The organism is Bradyrhizobium paxllaeri (genome assembly GCF_001693515.2).
Classification (GTDB): Bacteria; Pseudomonadota; Alphaproteobacteria; order Rhizobiales; family Xanthobacteraceae; genus Bradyrhizobium; species Bradyrhizobium paxllaeri.
In genome coordinates, this window is the sequence record NZ_CP042968.1 from 7730285 (window position 1) to 7747035 (window position 16751).

The window sequence follows — 16751 nt, forward strand, 5'->3', positions numbered from 1 at the left end:
GGCGTATTCGGTTAGAATGGTGGGCACGGCGCTGACGCGCGTTTGCCCACCCTACGAATTCCGGTTCACATCGGCCTATACGCCCGCACGTCCGCCGGCACGGCGACGCCGAGCTTGATCTGGCCGACCGACTTGATGATGTCGTCGCCGAGCAGTTGCGCGAAGCAGGCGTAGCCCCAGTCGCTCATGTGCAGGCCGTCGGAAATCACGAAATTCTCGATCGGGATCGCCTGCTTTTCGTGCCAGTCCTTCATCACCGCAAAGCGCGGGAAGACGCCGACCTTGCGAAGCTCGGCGACCTTGTTGAGCAGCGACATCATCTTGCCCGCGCTCTCGGCGTGCTCGTTGACGCGCGGCGAGTATTGCGGATCGATCAGCACGACATCGGCGCCCGCGGCCTGAATGCGCCCGATGCCTTCCTCGACAAGTTTTGCCGTCTCAGCGGGATCGAGGTTCCGCAGCACCGCGTTGGTGCCGACCTGCCAGATCACCAGATCCGGATGCATATCGAGAACGGAGGTCTCCAGCCGCTTCATCATTTCCGGCGCGTCCTCGCCGCCCTTGCCGGCATTGACGACGGAGATGCTGGCGGTCGGATATTGCCGGCGCAATTGCGCCGCGAGGCGGTTGGGATAGTTGAAGTCCGGCGAGGTCGCGCCGTACCCCTGGGTCGACGACGATCCGAACGCCACGATCACCACCGGCAGGCCGGCGACGAGTTTGCTCGCGACGCGCGGCAACGAGCCCATCGATTTGGAGCCGCCCTTGGGCGGCAGGCACGGGACGCGGTTGAAAATGTCGCTGGCCGATTTGGCGACTTCCTTCACCTTCTCGATCGCCTTGCCGGTAACGCCCTTCGGCACCGCCGGATTGGCGGCAGCCGACGGCGCGGGCTGTGGCGAGGTGGTCTCGGCCGGCTTCCTTTCAGCCTTGCTTTCGGTTTTTGCGCTATCGGACAGCGCCGCCTGCTGGGCGGCCTGCTGCGGGGCCGTCTGCGCATGCAGCGCCAGTACCGAGGCAGGCAGCAGCAACGCCAGGCCCGCGGCGGAGACAGTCAGCAATATCGACAAACGAAAAGGGCAGTAACGACTCATCAACGCTAGTTCCCTAATTCTGCTGCGCCTGGTCGAGGCGGGCCGCATCGAGCACAAATTTCGACAATGCGCGGCCGAGGCAGGCATGAACCCGTTTGGCCATGTCGGTGCCGTGAAACGTGCTGAACAGGTCGAAATCTCCGGCGTCGTTCCAATGACGCATGATGGCGAAGCGATCGAACAGCGGAACCCCGTGCTGCTGCGCCACGACGCGCATATTATCTAGGTACGGCGGCGCGGAAATCATGGTTTCCGTTCGCGGGCTGTATTGCAGATTGACCAAAATCACGTCAGTTCCCGCATTTTGCAGCGCAGCAACGCCGTCATCGACAGCACCGCGGAAATCATCGGGATCGACGGAGCGCATAGCATCGACGGTTCCGGTCTGCCAGATGACCAAAGTAGGCCTTTTTGCTTCCACCAGCTTAACGAGGGTGGTGTCGACCTCCTCAGCCGTCTTCCCGCTCTGTAGTTCTACGGAGAGGTTGACCGGGATCGAGGGCAGCTTCTCCTTCAGGGCGGCCTGCAGCTTGGCCGGATAGGCACTGGCCTCGGAGGACAGGATGGTCGACGACCGGCTCCCGACCACCAGGACGGTCAGCGGCCGGGCGTTCTTGACAGCCTCGGCGACCTTCGGAAGCGTGCCCTCGGTGGAGAGAAGATAGCCTGGCACTTCGCAGGTCTGGGGAGCGGCCTCCTCGGCGCGCGCAGAACCCGTGGCTGCCAGACCCGCGAGCAGCGCCAGGGCCAGCACAGCTCCGAAGCGGGGCCTCATACGCTCCCCCCCGCCAGATCGGCATTGATGACCGGCTTTTTCGTTTTCGACGCTCCCTTGTCGGCCGAATGTTTGTACCACGAAATCACCCACGCCACGCCCCACATGATGAGGATACCGGCAAAGCTGATCAGGGCGTGCATGAAGGCACCCCCGCCAACTTCGGCCAGCACGAAATGCCCCGCAAAGGCCAGGAAAACGCCCAGGCAGAATATCTCAAGCGAATGCTGTCCGCAGAGGATCAATGGTCGCAGCCAGCGCGATTTGAGGCCCGACCAATCCCTTGGCAGGAAGCGCACGGTGAGCGCCGCCAGCGCCAGGAAATGGGCGAACCGCAGCACGTCCAGATCGGTCTTGGTGATCGGATACATCCACTGTTCGAGCCGCTTCGGCATCAGGAAGCTGAGCTGCGGAATGTGCCAGGTCAGCGTGACGAAAAACGCAAACGAGAGATAGACGATGCAGATCCACATCGTCACCGGCGACGACAGGATCCGCGACATCCGCGCAGCACCGCCGAGCGCGCACCAGGCGCCGAACACGAACAGCAATTGCCAGGCGAACGGGTTGAAGATCCAGAACCCGCTCGGGTAGGCCGTCAGGTACCAGTCGAACTGCCAGGTCAGCGCGTAGAGCAGCACCGACAACGCCAGCCCGATGTCGGCCCGCCACTTCAAGAGCCACAGGATAATCGGCAGGAAAAGCATCAGGACGATGTAGAGCGGCAGCACGTCCATATTGACGGGCCTGAACCTCAACAGCAGCGCCTGGACGATGGTGACATCCGGCTGCTTGAGGAAATCCATGATGCCCATTTCCTCGCTGTAGAGCGGGTTCTCGAAACGGGTGGCGACGTAGGATATTTCGGCGAGGAAGATCGTGAACAGGAAGACATGGGCGACGTAGATTTGCCAGACGCGCCGCATGATACGCGCGGTCGCCACCACGAAGCCGGCCTCCAGCATCGCCCGGCCATAGACGAAGGCGGCGGTGTAGCCCGAGATGAAGATGAAGATTTCGGTGGCGTCGGAAAATCCGTAATTGCGGATCGTGAACCAGGTCAGGATGTTGGTCGGCAGATGGTCGATGAAGATCAGCCACAGCGCCATGCCGCGAAACAGGTCGAGCCGCAATTCGCGCTCGCCGGCCATCGGCAACGCAATCGCCGGCGCGGCAGCCGCTGCGGCCTTTGCGTCAGCCTTGGCATCGCTGGCCTTGGCGTCGCTGAGAGGCGTTCCGGCAACTGGATCGGCAATGGACGACATCGGGCACCGTTTGGGCAGTTGAACTTTACGCGTGCACTGTCCGGAAAAGATAATATCGGCCCGCCACTTGCACACAAGATAACAAGCAGGAGATACGGAGCCGGGCAGCGCGCGGTTGCGCTCTAGAATGGAACTATGTTGAAACCGCGATGAGGTAAGCGGCAACCCCAATCGGCAACCCGATGGCGCGGAGATTGGTTCCTCCGGCATTCCCGGCTATGATGCGCGACAGGATTTCCGGAAGCTTGCCCGCATGTATCGCGCCGTTACCCGTCAGATCGAAGTCACCGTTGAACCGAATTTCCTCCCCGGGCGCTCGTCGGTCGACAAGGGACAGTATTTCTGGTCGTACACGATCGTCATCACCAATACCGGCGACGAGACCGTGCAGCTTCGCACCCGCCACTGGATCATCACCGACGCCACCGGCCGCAAGCAGGAAGTCCGCGGCGAAGGCGTGGTCGGCGAGCAGCCTGTTTTGGCGCCGGGCGAGCGCTTCGAATATACCTCCGGCGTGCCGCTGCCGACCGCCTCGGGTTTCATGTCCGGCCGCTATCAGATGGTCAGCGAAAGCGGCGAGCGTTTCGAGATCGACGTGCCGACGTTCTCGCTCGACAGCCCGGATAACCGGCGGGTGTTGAACTAGGGCCACGGATTTCCGTCGCCATTCGTAGCCCGAGGCTCCATCCACGTAGCTGCGCAAGGCTCCGACTGTCGTCCCCCGCGAAGGCGGGGGATCCAGTACGCCGCGGCTTCTCGGCTCTTTCACTGCTGCCTCTGGGATACTTGTATGGGGCTTGGTCAATAGTGGTCGTTGCTAGGTCATTGCGTTGATCTCCGAGGGAGGCCGACATCCCCGCGTGCCGACCTCAAGACGGGCTGTCCGCCTTGGCGCAGCGACCGTCAAGGGTGGCCGGAGGCCATCGCGTAGCGACGCAGCCCTTGACGGTCGCAAGCTTGGCGGCAGGCTTGAGGTCGGCACGCGGGGATGTCGGTGGCGAGATGAGGACGACTTCCGAGGCGAGCCCGCCTTGGACGCGATATCGCGTCGCAGACTTGTATTCGGTTGATCGATCGGGATCAGAACCATGATGCATGCATGCGCATCGGGGCGAGCTCCGGGGCGGCGGGTCCATTCTGGGTCGCGGCGCAAAGGCCATGTATTCCTGCGGATCATCGCCACCTCGGATGCCGTTGGCAGACCGCACGCCGGGCTGCCAAACCGTCAATGGTGTGGGGTTAAGGGAAGCTGCACGGTCAGGTGCCGGCGGGTCGTAACTTGATGTCCTCCGTCAGCTGGCCGGTGGTCACAAGCCGCCACAGGGCGATGAGTAGCTTACGGGCCAGCGCCACGATCATGGTCTTGCGCGTGGTGCGTCGGCCATCGGCGGTGCGCTCACGGAACCAGTTGGCGAGCCGGCTGCCCTTCTGAAAGATCAGAAAGCGCCAGGCCAGTTGGATCATCCCCCGGCGAACCCGGCCGTTGCCGGCGCGGGCTAGTCCCTTCTCGCGCCGGCGCTGACCCCTCTCGTCCGGCGCGCCGGTTAGCCCGGCATAGCGCGCGACAGCTCTGCGATCGCGCAGATTGCGCGACAGAATCTCATTCACCAGCATGTCGGCGGTCTCGATGGCAATGCCCAGAACCCTTGCGATCAGACGAACCATCGCATGGGGTCCTTGTGATGTGGCCGGCGCAGCGGTGAGGCGCTGAAGCCGTGCGCTTTCGATGGCGCGGATCTGGTCGCGCAGCAGGCATAGCCGCTCCAGATCGCGGCGCAGCTCCGCCCTGGCATTGTCCGGCAGCGGCGTTCCTTCCGCGGTACGCTGTGTCTCCAGTTGCTGCGCCGCCTTGCGAAGCCTCGGATTGAACCCGCCGATGCCGAACAAGGCGAGGACGGCTTTGACCCGGTTGACGATCCGCGTCTGCTCGCTCACCAGGCTCTCCCGCTCGCGGCCCGGTCGTCGAGCGTCTTCTTCCGCCATGGTCGGGATCGTGGCCATGCTACAATGGCGCTTCTCACCACGCAGCCAACCCAGCAACGAACGCATCAGCAGTTCCGTGTCGATCCGATCGCTTTTGGGACGCCGGTGCTCGCGAGACACCGCGATGCTCGCAGGATGGATGACGTAAGCTTCGATGGCGCGGGCCTGCAGCCAGCGGGCCAGCCAGAACCCATCCCGTCCGGCCTCATAGGCGCAGACGATTCGCTTGACCGCGCGTCCCGCCTTGTGCGCTTCCTCGCACCAGCGCTGCAGCAGCTTCAGCAGAGCGTTCGCGTCTGCATCAAGCTTCTTCAGCGGCCGGCGTGTGACGCCGGGGATCATAGCTGCAACCAGCCACTTCGACTGGCTCATCTCGATAACTGCAACGAGTGTGTTATCCTGCTCGAAGGCGGTGAGGGACCTGCTGACGTCAAACGGTTGCGACATGGGGGGCTCCATTGCGTGACCACGGCGCCCGAGGTGTCGATACCCTCGCCGCCGCTGACCCCGCCGCCACCCCCCTCATAGCATCTGGGTCGCCCGGTCAAGCCGGGCGATGACAAGTGAGTATAAGTTCGCGATCTCGCGACATGAATTGCCCGAGGCTTGCTATCAACTTCTCGCCCTCTCATTCAGAGGGCGCAGGGAAGACCGGGTGCGCGCCGCACCCGCGGTCTCGCGTGCAGATGCAGACGAAGAGCACGCTCGGTGATGGATGGTGGGCACGGCGCTAGCGCTCCTTTGCCCACGCTACGCTACATCACTGCGGCTACATCACCCGGATCGGAAACCTGATACGACCGCCGCTTCCCGCCGGAAACAGGACTTCCAGCACCACGAAATCAGGTCCGAGATATCCGCGTTGCGAAACATAGGTCGCCAGCACGCCGGGCACGCGGCGTCGATTGCAGACGCTTCTGATATTGGCCTCCGGAAATCTCGGGAAAACACCGGCTGGACGGATGCTCACCCGGCCGTGTTCCGGCGGCTGCACGACACGCACCACTACGTTGCCGGCGGAGCTGCAATCCGGATTGGTCGAATAGCCTTCATAGAGTATCAGCGGCTTGCCGGAGGCCACCGCCTTGTCCGCCTGCGCGGAGACGACCGACAGCAACAGTCCAAGACACGTCAGTACAATTCGCATTTTCTTGATTTCCCCTGCCCGCGATGCCGCCTGGCGGCGGCAGGGGAACTTACACGCAAGAATTGCGCGGCGTCGAGAGGCGTTGCCCTACTCCACGCCGGCCTCTCATGCAGGGTGCACTGGCAAGCGGGAATCGAGGGTGGGAAAAGCGAAGCGTGCCCACCATCGAGAAGCATGCGTGATGACGGATGGTGGGCACGGCGCTATCGCGCCTTTGCCCACCCTCATATGAGGCGTTTTGAGTCAAGCATCCCGGCGGGGCTTGGATGTGATTTTTACGTTCGGTGGAGCGGCGGCGCGCGGAGCCATGCGTAGCGCAGCGTGCCGCCGCGGTCGGTGCGCTCTGGGACTGGCTTCCGGCGATTTATGCAGTTGCTCACTGCATCACCTCATATCCGGTCGGACCGCTGTGATCCGCACCCACATTCCGCATGCATGCGGCGAGGAAGCCACGAGGATGAGACCCATCTACGAAACAGCCTGTTTGCTGGCCCAAGGGTGGCACGGTCACCATCCATCCCGCGCTGACCGCGGCAGATGCCGCGACGCTGACGCGTTCGTTGAAAGTGTTTAGATCTTTACGGCCTTGAGCACCGCGCCTTCCGGCACGAGACCGGTCGTGAGGTAGCGCCACAGCGCCACCATCAGCTTGCGCGCCAGGGCGACGATGGCGACGCGCTTGATGCGCTTGCCGGCATCGAGCGTGCGCTTGCGGTACTCCAGGGTCAGCTTGCTGTCCGGCTGATGCCGCAGCCACAGCCAGGCCAGTTCGATCGCGGCACAGCGGGCGCGCGGGTTGCCCGCCTTGCTGATGCCCTGGTCGCGGTCGATGCCGCCGCTCTGCCATGGACTGGGCGTCAGTCCGAAATAACTCCCGACCTCGCGGCGATTGCGGAAGTCCTTGTAGAACACCTCGCTGGTCAGCGTCGTCGCGAACGCCGGGCCGAGACATTTGAGCCGGCGCAGGAGTTCGCTGCGCCGGGTCATCTCGGCTTCCGCAGGCATTGGCTCCGCTGCGGCCGCCTCCTGCGCGAGCGCATCGAGCCGATCGCGCACCAGCATCAGCCGCGCGTGCTCGTGTCGGATCTCGCTCAGCATCCGCGGCGGGACCGCCTGGCCTTGCCAATCCCGCTGCGCCGCCAGCCAGCTCAGCCAGTCGCGCCGCCGCGGGTTCCCGACCGCCATGCCCCGCAGGCGCAGCAGTGCCTTGATCCGGTTGGTGTGCGCGGTTTGCTCCTTGATCAGCCGGTCGCGTTCGCGGCTGCCGCGGCGCGCGTCCTCCTGTTCGGCGGCAGGCACCCGGACGATCCGCACCACCCGCGGCTCGCCGCGCAGATACGCCATCAGCGTGCGCAGCATCCGCTCGCCATCGATCCGGTCGGTCTTCACCCGCCGCGCCCGCTGGTCCACCGCAATGCTGGCGGGATCAAACACGTAGTTCGTGATGCCGGCCGCCAGCAGCAGCCGGTGCAGCCAGAACCCGTCGTAGCCCGCCTCGTAGCAGCTCGCCACCGCCGGAACGCCTCCCAGCGTTCGAGCCGCCCGCTCCCGAACCCGACCCACCAACGCCAACAGCTCGGCATGATCGCCACCCTCCAGCTTGTGGTGCGATATCTTGTCCTTGTCCGGGCTGTGCAGCGCGACCCGCCAGCTCCGCTGGCTCAGTTCGATTGCAACGAAAATTGTGCCAATATGCCCGGCGGTGGGCGCGGCTACGGTGGATGCTTGCATCTGACTCTCCGAGGGGTTCGAGTGTGGAAACCCAAACCTTATCGGAAAGGCCACGCTCACCGCCTCATGGAATCTACGACGCCGCTACTCCACGCCCGCTTCATGCGGCGTGAACTGGTAGACCGAGGAGCAGAACTCGCAGGTCACCACCACCTTGTCGTCCTTGACCATCTCGGCGCGATCCTTCGGCGCGAAGCTCTTCAGCATCGCCGAGACCGCCTCGCGCGAGCAGGAGCATTGCGCGCGCAAGGAGAGCGGCGTGAACACGCGCACGCCGCGCTCGTGAAACAGGCGATACAATAGCCGCTCGCCCGACAGATCGGGATCGATCAGTTCGACATCCTCGACGGTGCCGATCAGCGACTGGCCCTCGACCCAGGCATCGTCCTCGGCAACGCTATGCGTCACCGTGCCGTCAGGCGCATCGCCCGGATGCAGATCGGCCTGCCGCGCCCGCTCGGGCGACTTCGGCAGGAATTGCAGCAGCATGCCGCCGGCACGCCAGCGATGCTTGCCGCCGTCGCCGCCGCGCCACTCCTCGCCGACCGCGAGCCGCACGCGGGTCGGGATCTGCTCGGAGCGCAGGAAATATTCATGCGCGGCGTCTTCCAGGCTGCCACCGTCGAGCGCCACCAGGCCCTGATAGCGGCTCATGTCCGCGCCCTGGTCGATGGTCATGGCGAGATGGCCCTTGCCGAGCAGGGCGCCCGAACTCTGGCCGTCCTTCAGCCGCCGCGCGTCATAGCGCGCATAGGCGCGCAGCCGGTCCGGCGACTGGAAATCCACGATCAGGAACGATACCGGGCCATCGGTCTGCGTCTGCAGGATGAAGCGCCCCTCGAATTTCAACGCCGTGCCGAGCAGCGTCGCCAGCACGATCGCCTCGCCGAGCAATTTCCCGACCGGCGCGGGATAATCGTGCTTGGTCAGGATGTCGTCGAGCGCGGGGCCGAGCCGGGTCAGCCGCCCGCGCAGATCGAGCGAGGCGACCTCGAACGGCAGCACCGCGTCATCGACGGGAACAGATGAAGGCGCGCGAACGGGCGCCTCGGGTGTGATTTTGATGTCGGGGGAATCTGAGACCATGGCGCTCTATCTGGGGTCGGAAGGAGCAAAGCGAAAGGGGTGGTTCCTGTCGTCCCCGCCTCCGTGCGCGATCGCGCACTCGGCGCAGGGGCCCATAACCACCGATTTGAATTGCAGCAGAAAGCGTCTGCCACAGCATCTCATCGAGAGATCACGCGGTGTGGGTCCCTGCGTTCGCAGGGACGACAATTACGCCACTTCGTTGAAACACCAGGCCAGAATGCCCTTCTGCGCGTGCAGGCGGTTTTCGGCCTCGTCGAATACGACCGATTGCGGGCCGTCGATCACTTCATCGGTAACCTCCTCGCCGCGATGCGCGGGCAGGCAGTGCATGAAGATCGCGTCCTTGCTGGCCAGCGACATCAGTTTCGCGTTGACCTGATAGGGCTTGAGCACGTTGTGGCGGTGCTCGCCATCCTTGTCGCCCATCGAGACCCAGGTGTCGGTGACGACGCAATCGGCGCCGCGCACGGCGGCTTCAGGGTCGGTGCCGAGCACGATCGGCGCCTGCGTCGCCTTGATCCAGTCCTTCATCGCCTTGTTCGGCGCGAGCTGCGGCGGGGTCGCGACATTGAGCTTGAACTTGAAACGCTCGGCCGCATGCGCCCACGACGCCAGCACATTATTGTCATCGCCGGTCCAGGCCACCGTCCTGCCCTCGATCGGGCCGCGATGCTCCTCGAAGGTCATCAGGTCGGCCATCACCTGGCAGGGATGCGAGCGCCGCGTCAGACCGTTGATCACGGGCACGGTGGCGTGCGCGGCGAGCTCCAGCAGCGCATCGTGGTTGAGGATGCGGATCATGATCGCATCGACATAGCGCGACAGCACGCGCGCGGTATCGGCGATGGTCTCGCCGCGGCCGAGCTGCATCTCCGCGCCAGTGAGCATGATGGCTTCACCGCCGAGCTGGCGCATGCCGACGTCGAACGACACCCGCGTGCGGGTCGAGGGCCGTTCGAAGATCATCGCCAGCGTCTTGCCTTCGAGCGGCTTCTTGCCCTTCTCGTGCGCCTTCAGCTTCGCCTTCATGTCGGCGCTGAGCGCCAGCATGTTGCGCAGCTCCTTCGGCGGCAGCTCGTTGATGTCGAGGAAGTGACGGACGGATTTGCTCATCAGCCTGCCGCCTTCTTCAACTGCGTGGCCGACAGCGCGGCGCAGGCGCGCTCCAGCATCTGAACGGACTGATCGATCTCGGCCTCGGTCACGATCAGGGGCGCGAGGAAGCGCACCACATTGTCGCCGGCACCGACCGTCAGCAGTTTCTGGTCGCGCAGCGCATTGACCAGATCGCCCGAGGGCACCACGGCCTTGACGCCGACGAGGAGCCCCTCGCCGCGCACTTCCGAGAGCACGGCGGGATAGCGGTCGACCACGGAAGCGAGTTTCTGTTTCAACAGCAGCGACATTTTCTGCACGTGATCGAAGAAGCCGGGCTTCAGCATCACGTCGAGGACGGCGTTCGCGGCCGAAATCGCCAGCGGATTGCCGCCGAAGGTCGAGCCATGCGAGCCCGGCGTCATGCCGCTGGCCGCTTCCGCCGTCGCCAGCACCGCGCCGATCGGGAAACCGCCGCCGAGTGCTTTCGCCAGCGACATCACATCCGGCGTCACGCCGACGCGCTTGTAGGCAAAGAGATCGCCCGTGCGGCCCATGCCGGTCTGCACCTCGTCGAACGCGAGCAACAGGCCCTTCTCGTCGCAGAGCTGGCGCAAGGCCTTGAAGAAGGATTGCGGCGCCGAGCGCACGCCGCCCTCGCCCTGCACCGGCTCGATCAGGACGCCGGCGGTGTTCGGACCGATCGCCTTCTTCACGGCTTCCAGATCGCCGTGCGGCACCTGGTCGAAACCGTCCATCGGCGGACCAAAGCCTTCAAGGTATTTGGCGGAGCCGGTGGCCGCGAGCGTGCCCAGCGTGCGGCCGTGGAACGCACCCTCGAAGGTGATGAGGCGATAGCGCTCGGGATGGCCCTTGGAGAATTGATAGCGGCGGACGACCTTGATCACGCCCTCCATCGCCTCCGCGCCGGAATTGCAGAAGAACACGAAGTCAGCAAAGCTCTGCTCGCACAGCCGCGCGGCGAGCTTCTCGCCATCGGGCGACTTGAACAGGTTCGACATGTGCCAGAGCTTGGTCGCCTGCTCCTGCAGCGCCTTGATCAGATGCGGATGGCAATGACCCAGCGCATTCACCGCGACGCCCGAGGTGAAATCGAGATAGCGCTCGCCATTGGTTGCGGTCAGCCAGCAGCCCTCGCCGCTTTCGAAGCCGAGATCGACCCTGGCGAAGACGGGGAGCAGATGCGACGTGGCGCTATTGGTCATGGCAATCACAAAAGGTTTGCACTGAAGGTTTGACCGGCCGGGGACACGCAGGCAGTAGCGCGAACGCGGCAGCAGCCGGTCTGGCGAAAACGAAACGTGCCGCCTCTTAAGGGCGGCACGTGAGAGGTATTCTATGTAGGCCGGGAGCGCTGTCAACACGCCATGGAACGGCCTTTCCTGCAGTGCAAGATGCCGAAATCCGTAGGATTGCGGTGTGGTGTAAAACACGCAGTGAAAAGCCTAGATGTCGGAACATGTGGACGTTGGGGCGCGGACTCTTGCGCCCGAGTCACGCCATATTGTAGCGTTTGGGCTGTCGGGTACGACATCTCGTGCGGCAGTTCTGATCCCTAAGAGTCCATTTGTGCAGGCGTAAACGTTCGGGCGCTCTTTCCGCGCCCGGCGAGGGCTAAGGGATTCTGACCGCAGGGATTTTTGAGACGAATGACATCGCCAGCGCTGCCCTCGATTGGCCGGCGCGATGCGAAGGGAAGATTACGATGACGGTTTTAACCTGGTCCGACGATCGCGTCGAGCAGCTGAAGAAGCTCTGGGAAGCCGGATTATCGGCGAGCCAGATTGCCGCGGAACTCGGAAATGTGACGCGAAACGCCGTGATCGGCAAAGTACACCGGCTCGGCCTGTCCGGCCGCGCCAAGAGCCCCTCCTCGGCTGCTCCGCGGCAGCGCAAGGCACGCCCCGCCGCTCAGCAGATGATGCGGGTGTCGCGCCCGGTTTCGCGCGGCAACACCGCGCTGGCGCACGCTTTCGAGGTGGAGATCGAGGCCGATCCGATTGCCTTCGACAATGTGGTGCCGATGAGCCAGCGGCTCTCGCTGCTCGAATTGAACGAGGCGACCTGCCACTGGCCGGTCGGCGATCCCTCGAGCCCGGAGTTCTTCTTCTGCGGCGGCAAGGCGCTCACCGGCCTGCCCTATTGCGCGCATCACTCGCGCGTGGCGTATCAGCCGGCGGCCGATCGGCGGCGGCAGGCGCCGAAGCAGACGCGGTAAGGGGCGCGATTATCTCAACGTCGTCGTCCCTGCGAACGCAGGGACCCATAACCACAGGTGTTTGTGGTTATGCCTCGCTGGGGCTCCAGCGCATTTCAACAATCGAGATTAGTGGTTATGGGTCCCCGCGTTCGCGGGGACGACGGCTGAATGCGCCGAGATGGCAGCGAAGCCTTACGGCTCCACCTTCGCGAAGCGATCATCCAGCGCGTATCCCGCGCCGCGCACGGTGCGGATGGGATCCTGTTCCCGACCCGGATTGAGCAGCTTGCGCAGGCGGCCGATGTGGACGTCGACGGTGCGCTCGTCGATGTAGATGTCGCGGCCCCAGACGCTGTCGAGCAATTGCTCGCGGCTGAAGACGCGGCCGGGATGTTCGAGGAAAAATTCCAGCAGGCGATACTCGGTCGGGCCGAGGTCGATCTGGCGGCCGGAGCGCGCGACGCGGCGCTTCTCGCGGTCGAGCTCGATGTCGCCATAGGTGAGCACAGTAGCGAGCCGCTCCGGGCTTGCCCGCCGCAACAGGCCCTTCACCCGCGCCAAAAGTTCCGGCACCGAGAACGGCTTGACGATGTAATCGTCGGCACCGGTCGCAAGCCCGCGTACGCGCTCGCTCTCCTCGCCACGCGCGGTCAGCATGATGATCGGCAGTTGCTTGGTTTCCGGGCGGGCGCGCAGGCGGCGGCAGAGTTCGATGCCGGAGAGGCCCGGCAACATCCAGTCGAGCACGACGAGATCGGGCACGCGCTCCTTCAGCCGCGTATCGGCATCGTCGCCGCGGCCGACGGTCTCGACCTCATAGCCTTCGGCGTCGAGGTTGTAGCGCAACAGCGTGGTCAGCGCTTCCTCGTCCTCGACCACCATGATGCGTGCGCTCATTCTTGGTATCCTCAGCTATTCGGAACCGTGGAGGCAAACGTCGTCATGTCGCCCTTCGGGCGCTTGTCGAGCATCTGCTGGCCCTCGATCATGTAGAACACGGTTTCGGCGATGTTGGTGGCGTGGTCGCCGATCCGCTCGATATTCTTGGCGCAGAACATCAAATGAATGCAGAACGAGATGTTGCGCGGGTCTTCCATCATGTAGGTGAGCAGTTCGCGGAACAGCGAGGTGCAGATGGCGTCGACTTCCTCGTCGCCCTTCCACACCGCCATCGCCGCCGGCAGGTCGTGCGCCGCATAGGCGTCCAGCACCGACTTGACCTGCGACTGCACCAGATCGGTCATGTGCTCCAGGCCGCGCATCAGCTTCAGCGGCTGGAAATCGTTCTCCAGCGCCGCGACCCGCTTGCCCATGTTCTTGGCGAGATCGCCGATCCGCTCCAGATCGGTGGCGACGCGCATGGCGCCGACGATTTCGCGCAAGTCGATCGCCATCGGCTGGCGGCGGGCGATGGTCAGCACCGCGCGCTCCTCGATCAGGTGCTGCAGGCGGTCGATCTCGACATCGGTCGCGACGACGCGCTTGCCGAGTGAGACGTCCCGGCGGACCAGCGCGTCGACGGATTCGGTGATCATGCGTTCGACCATGCCGCCCATCTCGGCGACGAGGCGGGTCAGCTCCTGAAGATCGCTGTCGAACGCTTTGGCGGTGTGCTCGGAAGCCATCTGTTATCTCCTTAACCAAACCGCCCGGTGATGTAGTCCTGGGTACGTCGATCGCTAGGCGAGGTGAAAATCTTGTTGGTGTCGTCGAATTCGATCAGCTCGCCGAGATACATGAAGGCGGTCTTGTCGGAGACGCGGGCCGCCTGCTGCATATTATGGGTAACGATGGCGATCGTGTAGTCCTCCGCCAGTTCCTGGATCAGTTCCTCGATCTTGGCGGTCGAGATCGGATCGAGCGCCGAACAAGGTTCGTCGAACAGGATCACCTCAGGCCTGACAGCGACCGTGCGGGCGATGCAGAGCCGCTGCTGCTGGCCGCCGGAGAGCGAGAGGCCGCTGGCATTGAGCTTGTCCTTGACCTCGTTCCACAGCGCGCCACCGCGCAGCGCCTTCTCCACCCGGCCGTCCATTTCCGACTTGGAGATCTTCTCATAGAGTCGGATGCCGAAGGCGATGTTCTCATAGATCGTCATCGGGAACGGTGTCGGCTTCTGGAACACCATGCCGACCCGGGCCCGCAACAGATTGAGATCGAGCTTGGGGTCGAGAACGTTGGTCTGGTCCAGCAGCAACTGCCCGGTAGCGCGCTGGCCGGGATAGAGATCGTACATCCGGTTGAAGATGCGCAGCAACGTGGACTTGCCGCAGCCGGACGGGCCGATGAAGGCGGTGACGCGGTTGGTGCCGAGCGTCAGGTTGATGTTCTTCAACGCATGGTGCTCGCCGTAATAGAAGTTCAGGCCGCGCGCGGTGACCTTGGGCGCCGCCTCGGGCAACGGCACCTGCGGGACGGGTCCACTGGCGGAACTCACGGATACGGAAAGATCGGTCATTTGGATGTCCTCTCGGCGCCGAGAATGCGCGCGCCAATATTCAGGGCCAATACGGTGAGCGTGATCAGCAAGGCCCCGCTCCAGGCGAGTTCCTTCCAGTAGGCATAGGGGCTCTGGACGAAGTTGTTGATGGTGACCGGCAGGTTCGCCATCGTCTTGGTCAGGTTCAGGCTGAAGAACTGGTTCGACAGCGCGGTGAACAGCAGCGGCGCGGTTTCGCCGGCGACGCGGGCAGTGGCGAGTAGCACGCCGGTGATCAGACCGCTTCGCGCCGCACGATAGGCGATGCGCCGGATGACCAGCGAGCGCGGCAGGCCGAGCGCAGACGCAGCTTCGCGCAGGGGATTGGGCACCAGCCCGAGCATGTCCTCGGTGGTGCGGACCACGACGGGGATCACGATCACGGCGAGCGCCAGACAGCCGGCGAAGGCGGAGAAGCCGCCCATCGGTACCACGATGGCGCCATAGATGAACAGGCCGATGATGATCGAGGGCGCGCTCAACAGTATGTCGTTGATGAAGCGGATCACCGAGGTGAGCTTGTCGTGCTTGCCGTATTCGGCGAGGTAGGTGCCGGCGAAAAGGCCAAGCGGCGCGCCGATGCCGACGCCGATCACCGTCATGATGATCGAGCCGATGATGGCGTTGCGCAGGCCGCCCTCGGTCGAGCCCGGCGGCGGCGTATCCTGAGCGAAGACCTGCAGCGAAAGCCCGGTCAGGCCGTTGTAGAACAGCGTGAACAGGATCAGCGCCAGCCAGGTGACGCCGAACGCCGCGGCGGCCAGGCACAGGAACTTGATGACGACGTTCTTGCGGCGGCGGGAAGCGTAGATCGGGTTCATCTCAGTTCCCCGCCTTCTTTTCCAGCCGCATCAGCATCAGCCGCGCAGCCGCCAGCACGAAGAACGTCAGCACGAACAGCAGTAGCCCAAGCAGGATCAGGCCGGACTGGTGCAACCCGTCGCTCTCGGCGAATTCGGAGGCGATGGCGGCGGAGATGGTGGTGCCCGGCGCGAAGATCGAGGACTGGATCTTGAACGAATTGCCGATGATGAAGGTGACCGCCATGGTTTCGCCGAGCGCGCGGCCGAGCGCCAGCATGATGCCGCCGATCACGCCGACACGGGTGTAGGGGATCACGACGTTGCGGACGACTTCCCAGGTGGTGCAGCCGACGCCGTAGGCCGCTTCCTTCAGTACCGGCGGCACCGTCTTGAAGACGTCGACCGAGATCGAGGTGATGAAAGGCAGCACCATGATCGCCAGAATCAGCGCGGCGTTGAACAGGCTGAGATAGGACGGGGGACCGGCGAAGACCGTGCCCAGCACAGGTACGCCGTCGAAAATGCTGATCATGAAGGGCTGGAAGGTATTGGCCAGGAACGGGCCGAGCACGAAGAAGCCCCACATGCCGTAGATGATCGAGGGGATGCCGGCGAGCAGTTCGACCGCAAGACCGATGGGACGGCGCAGCCAGAGCGGGCATATCTCGGTGAGGAAAATCGCGATGCCAAGACCGACGGGAATCGCGATCATCATCGCGATCACCGAGGTGATCAGCGTGCCGTAGATCGGGCCGAGCGCACCCAGTACGGGCGGATCGGCCGACGGCGCCCAGCGCTGCGTCCACAGGAAGGCCGCGCCATATTCGCGGATCGCGGGCCAGGCACCGACGATCAGCGAGATGATGATGCCGCCGAGGATGAGGAGAACCGAGATCGCGCAGGCGCGCGTGATCCAGTAGAAGGTGACGTCGCCGAGCTTGAACGCGCTGAGAGCCCTCGCGCGATCGTAAGGTCCGGCAGCGTCCATTACGTCGCTCTCGACCGTCATTTCTGCCACGCCCAATCCCCTTTACATAGCCCAATGACCCGGACTTCGGTGCACGGCTTT

General features: G+C 64.0%; 16 protein-coding genes. 2 read left to right on the forward strand and 14 right to left on the reverse strand.

The features are described from left to right. Nucleotides 1-65: 65 nt before the first annotated feature. The 3 genes from LMTR21_RS37030 to LMTR21_RS37040 are packed head-to-tail and all read right to left on the reverse strand — an operon-like array spanning nt 66 to nt 3134. Entirely contained in the window at nt 66-1094 is a 1029-nt protein-coding gene (locus LMTR21_RS37030) for an SGNH/GDSL hydrolase family protein (protein WP_065756455.1), read from the reverse strand. 13 nt (nt 1095-1107) lie between these two features. Beyond that, entirely contained in the window at nt 1108-1869 is a 762-nt protein-coding gene (locus LMTR21_RS37035; protein WP_065756456.1) for an SGNH/GDSL hydrolase family protein, read from the reverse strand. Continuing rightward, nucleotides 1866-3134 carry an OpgC domain-containing protein gene (locus LMTR21_RS37040; RefSeq protein WP_065756457.1) on the reverse strand — a complete coding sequence of 423 codons (1269 nt, stop codon included), beginning with the start codon at nt 3132-3134 and terminating at the stop codon, nt 1866-1868. Before LMTR21_RS37040 ends, LMTR21_RS37035 begins: the two co-directional genes overlap by 4 nt. A 253-nt stretch (nt 3135-3387) precedes the next feature. On the opposite strand from LMTR21_RS37040, the gene apaG reads away from it, so the two are divergent. Continuing rightward, complete coding sequence (apaG, locus tag LMTR21_RS37045; protein WP_065756458.1) at nt 3388-3780, forward strand: Co2+/Mg2+ efflux protein ApaG; 393 nt, start codon at nt 3388-3390, stop codon at nt 3778-3780. Nucleotides 3781-4391: 611 nt separating this feature from the next. Here apaG and LMTR21_RS37050 read toward each other — a convergent pair. From LMTR21_RS37050 to LMTR21_RS37075, 6 genes are all read right to left on the reverse strand, one after another. After that, the gene (locus LMTR21_RS37050) at nt 4392-5564 is read right to left on the reverse strand and encodes an IS110 family RNA-guided transposase (protein WP_148636045.1); all 1173 of its coding nucleotides are present in this window, start codon (nt 5562-5564) and stop codon (nt 4392-4394) included. A gap of 322 nt (nt 5565-5886) precedes the next feature. Beyond that, complete coding sequence (locus tag LMTR21_RS37055) at nt 5887-6264, reverse strand: hypothetical protein (protein ID WP_084030399.1); 378 nt, start codon at nt 6262-6264, stop codon at nt 5887-5889. Between the two features lie 570 nt (nt 6265-6834). Further along, complete coding sequence (locus LMTR21_RS37060; protein WP_148636046.1) at nt 6835-7995, reverse strand: IS110 family RNA-guided transposase; 1161 nt, start codon at nt 7993-7995, stop codon at nt 6835-6837. Between the two features lie 84 nt (nt 7996-8079). Then, nucleotides 8080-9081, reverse strand: coding sequence for an Hsp33 family molecular chaperone (locus LMTR21_RS37065; protein ID WP_065750746.1), 1002 nt, complete (start codon nt 9079-9081; stop codon nt 8080-8082). A gap of 189 nt (nt 9082-9270) precedes the next feature. Continuing rightward, a complete protein-coding gene (gene argF / locus LMTR21_RS37070; protein ID WP_065750747.1) occupies nt 9271-10197 on the reverse strand; it encodes an ornithine carbamoyltransferase in 927 nt (308 codons plus the stop codon). Next, nucleotides 10197-11405 carry an aspartate aminotransferase family protein gene (locus tag LMTR21_RS37075; RefSeq protein ID WP_065750748.1) on the reverse strand — a complete coding sequence of 403 codons (1209 nt, stop codon included), beginning with the start codon at nt 11403-11405 and terminating at the stop codon, nt 10197-10199. The genes argF and LMTR21_RS37075 overlap by 1 nt, the downstream gene beginning before the upstream one ends. A gap of 500 nt (nt 11406-11905) precedes the next feature. On the opposite strand from LMTR21_RS37075, the gene LMTR21_RS37080 reads away from it, so the two are divergent. Further along, nucleotides 11906-12418, forward strand: coding sequence for a GcrA family cell cycle regulator (locus LMTR21_RS37080; protein WP_065750749.1), 513 nt, complete (start codon nt 11906-11908; stop codon nt 12416-12418). A 174-nt stretch (nt 12419-12592) separates the two neighbouring features. Here LMTR21_RS37080 and phoB read toward each other — a convergent pair whose 3' ends face one another. The 5 genes from phoB to pstC are packed head-to-tail and all read right to left on the reverse strand — an operon-like array spanning nt 12593 to nt 16700. After that, the gene (gene phoB, locus LMTR21_RS37085) at nt 12593-13297 is read right to left on the reverse strand and encodes a phosphate regulon transcriptional regulator PhoB (RefSeq protein ID WP_028351834.1); all 705 of its coding nucleotides are present in this window, start codon (nt 13295-13297) and stop codon (nt 12593-12595) included. Between the two features lie 11 nt (nt 13298-13308). Beyond that, nucleotides 13309-14025 (reverse strand): phosphate signaling complex protein PhoU, encoded by a 717-nt coding sequence (gene phoU, locus LMTR21_RS37090; protein WP_065750750.1) that lies wholly within the window; start codon nt 14023-14025, stop codon nt 13309-13311. Between the two features lie 11 nt (nt 14026-14036). Then, nucleotides 14037-14858 carry a phosphate ABC transporter ATP-binding protein PstB gene (gene pstB / locus LMTR21_RS37095; protein WP_065750751.1) on the reverse strand — a complete coding sequence of 274 codons (822 nt, stop codon included), beginning with the start codon at nt 14856-14858 and terminating at the stop codon, nt 14037-14039. Continuing rightward, entirely contained in the window at nt 14855-15700 is an 846-nt protein-coding gene (pstA, locus tag LMTR21_RS37100) for a phosphate ABC transporter permease PstA (protein WP_084030400.1), read from the reverse strand. Before pstA ends, pstB begins: the two co-directional genes overlap by 4 nt. 1 nt (nt 15701) lies before the next feature. Next, nucleotides 15702-16700 carry a phosphate ABC transporter permease subunit PstC gene (gene pstC, locus LMTR21_RS37105; RefSeq protein WP_141688087.1) on the reverse strand — a complete coding sequence of 333 codons (999 nt, stop codon included), beginning with the start codon at nt 16698-16700 and terminating at the stop codon, nt 15702-15704. Between the last annotated feature and the right edge of the window lie 51 nt (nt 16701-16751).

Coding starts and splice junctions, on each gene's coding strand:
- LMTR21_RS37040 (WP_065756457.1), bottom strand. CDS start 3,134: ATGTCGTCCATTGCCGATCCAGTTGCCGGAACGCCTCTCAGCGACGCC.
- pstB (WP_065750751.1), bottom strand. CDS start 14,858: ATGACCGATCTTTCCGTATCCGTGAGTTCCGCCAGTGGACCCGTCCCG.
- LMTR21_RS37065 (WP_065750746.1), bottom strand. CDS start 9,081: ATGGTCTCAGATTCCCCCGACATCAAAATCACACCCGAGGCGCCCGTT.
- LMTR21_RS37030 (WP_065756455.1), bottom strand. CDS start 1,094: ATGAGTCGTTACTGCCCTTTTCGTTTGTCGATATTGCTGACTGTCTCC.
- LMTR21_RS37050 (WP_148636045.1), bottom strand. CDS start 5,564: ATGTCGCAACCGTTTGACGTCAGCAGGTCCCTCACCGCCTTCGAGCAG.
- LMTR21_RS37080 (WP_065750749.1), top strand. CDS start 11,906: ATGACGGTTTTAACCTGGTCCGACGATCGCGTCGAGCAGCTGAAGAAG.
- pstA (WP_084030400.1), bottom strand. CDS start 15,700: ATGAACCCGATCTACGCTTCCCGCCGCCGCAAGAACGTCGTCATCAAG.
- phoB (WP_028351834.1), bottom strand. CDS start 13,297: ATGAGCGCACGCATCATGGTGGTCGAGGACGAGGAAGCGCTGACCACG.
- apaG (WP_065756458.1), top strand. CDS start 3,388: ATGTATCGCGCCGTTACCCGTCAGATCGAAGTCACCGTTGAACCGAAT.
- LMTR21_RS37075 (WP_065750748.1), bottom strand. CDS start 11,405: ATGACCAATAGCGCCACGTCGCATCTGCTCCCCGTCTTCGCCAGGGTC.
- argF (WP_065750747.1), bottom strand. CDS start 10,197: ATGAGCAAATCCGTCCGTCACTTCCTCGACATCAACGAGCTGCCGCCG.
- phoU (WP_065750750.1), bottom strand. CDS start 14,025: ATGGCTTCCGAGCACACCGCCAAAGCGTTCGACAGCGATCTTCAGGAG.
- LMTR21_RS37055 (WP_084030399.1), bottom strand. CDS start 6,264: ATGCGAATTGTACTGACGTGTCTTGGACTGTTGCTGTCGGTCGTCTCC.
- LMTR21_RS37035 (WP_065756456.1), bottom strand. CDS start 1,869: ATGAGGCCCCGCTTCGGAGCTGTGCTGGCCCTGGCGCTGCTCGCGGGT.
- LMTR21_RS37060 (WP_148636046.1), bottom strand. CDS start 7,995: ATGCAAGCATCCACCGTAGCCGCGCCCACCGCCGGGCATATTGGCACA.